The sequence below is a fragment of the Actinoplanes sp. NPDC049802 genome, from assembly GCF_040656595.1.
In the GTDB taxonomy this organism is placed as follows: domain Bacteria; phylum Actinomycetota; class Actinomycetes; order Mycobacteriales; family Micromonosporaceae; genus Actinoplanes.
In genome coordinates this window covers 1-1,654 of sequence record NZ_JBFAMR010000182.1, presented here as the reverse complement: position 1 = coordinate 1,654, position 1,654 = coordinate 1, and the positions used below count along the sequence as shown (strand labels likewise).

Below are 1,654 nucleotides of genomic sequence, written 5' to 3'. Positions count from 1 at the left end.
CGCTTCTTTCCCACGCTCTCCATGATGCTGGACATCCTCCCGGAGACCCCAGGTCCCCTGATCTTGGATGTCCGTCAAAACGGGGCAGGCCCAGGCACCCCGCGGTGATGTGCAGCCGATTTTCGCTTCGGCCTGCGGTCATCAGGCGGTCCGGCCGCACCGGGCCGGTTCGCTGAGTTGGTCACCGGCTATGGGTGACGTTCGCGGCCCTGCACGACGGCCCGCTGCGCGTCCTGGACAGTGGCATCGCGGTGGGTGAGGTTGCTGCCGGTGGCGTCTGCGTGAACCTGGCTCTGATGTGCAGCATGCCGACGGTGCTCACTGCGGTCCTCGACGACTGTTGCAGGTGGCCTCGGCCGGGCTCGGCGCGGTAGCGGAGGCAACGACAGAGTACTGTCCAGAACTTGCCTCGGCGGCCCCGTGCAGCCTGTCGTGCAGCGCGTGCCGGGCTGGACCCGGGTAGGAGCCCGACAGCCATATCGCCGTTGCGTACTCGATCGGTTGGCTGCTCCTCGGGTTCGGTCTGCTCGTCGGTGCTCTGGCCGCGCGTCATCGCGTCCACCACACTGACCGAGCCGGAAACCGCTGTCACCGGTCCGCGATAGGCGTCTCGGCCCGGCCTGGAATGTTGGTCAGGGGTATCGACGTCATCCGAGCGAGCGGGGACGCCATGAAAAGGTGGAGGGAGAGTTCATGAAACTGACCGTGGAGAGGCGGCTGTTGTGCCCGGCGTGCGGTGACGTGCTCGGTGACGCGACATATCGCCGGTGGCCCGGTTCGCTGACCATCCGCGCTCCGATCGGTTACACCATCAACCCGATGGCCGCGGGCATCATGCGCCGTGTGGTCGAACGGGAGCTGGCGGAGGCGGCCACCGAACCGGCGCGGGAGTTGGCGCGAGTCCGACTGCAATACGTCGTCGACAACATCACCGATCCGATTTACGACCTACGCTGCGAGCACGGTCACTCCGCCCTCCGAACCACACCGTCGATTATTCGGGCGATGACCGCCGCTCAGGGGGAATGGGCGACCCTCGAATAGCGCAGAAGAGCCGGAACGGCACTGTGCCTCCTGTGCTGTATCGACACTGCTGCTGCAGTACGACACGCCGCAGCATATCGCTGCCGTCGCCCGGGGCCGGATTCACACCCACAGCCGCAAAGCGTCGCTTTGCCGCGGGTCCCAGCGGTGGAGCGTGCGGGCTCGTTGGATGAGTTGACGGATCGTGACGATCGCGGCGGGTAGGTAGAGGTAGAAGTTGATGATCAGGGCGTTGCGGCCGGTGTAGCGGCGGATCTTACCGAAGCCGTTCATCCACGAGTTCGTCCATTCGACCACCCACCTTTGCTGATCTGGATCGGTGCGGGTATGCCCTTGAGGGCGACCTTGGCGTTGAAGCGTCGGCGGGTCTAGGTTCTTCGATTCTGCTGGGAGGCCCAGCACTTCGCTGCCATGTACCGGCACCATCGAGCGGCTGCGCGCTTAGGGTGTGACGAACGTGGTGAACGTGCTGGCTTACATGGGCAACGAGAAGTGGCTGGCCCAGTCGTGGTGGTCCGATCTCTACCCGGGCGACGACGTGGTGGACTGGATCGGTCTGGACTCCTACGTCTCGGTGGAGAAGGGCTACTACCACTACGGCGACTTCGCC

3 protein-coding genes are annotated in these 1,654 nt (G+C 65.1%); 2 read left to right on the top strand and 1 reads right to left on the bottom strand.

The genetic code is table 11. The features are described 5' to 3' along the window. The first annotated feature begins 194 nt into the window (after nucleotides 1–194). Nucleotides 195–374, top strand: a complete 180-nt coding sequence (locus AB0I88_RS41255; RefSeq protein WP_361037755.1) for a hypothetical protein — start codon at nucleotides 195–197, stop codon at nucleotides 372–374. 319 nt (nucleotides 375–693) lie between these two features. Next, a complete protein-coding gene (locus tag AB0I88_RS41250) occupies nucleotides 694–1,044 on the top strand; it encodes a hypothetical protein (RefSeq protein WP_361037753.1) in 351 nt (116 codons plus the stop codon). Nucleotides 1,045–1,146: 102 nt separating this feature from the next. Here the strand turns inward: AB0I88_RS41250 and AB0I88_RS41245 are convergent, their stop codons facing one another. Beyond that, entirely contained in the window at nucleotides 1,147–1,470 is a 324-nt protein-coding gene (locus AB0I88_RS41245; RefSeq protein ID WP_361037751.1) for a hypothetical protein, read from the bottom strand. Nucleotides 1,471–1,654: the final 184 nt, after the last annotated feature.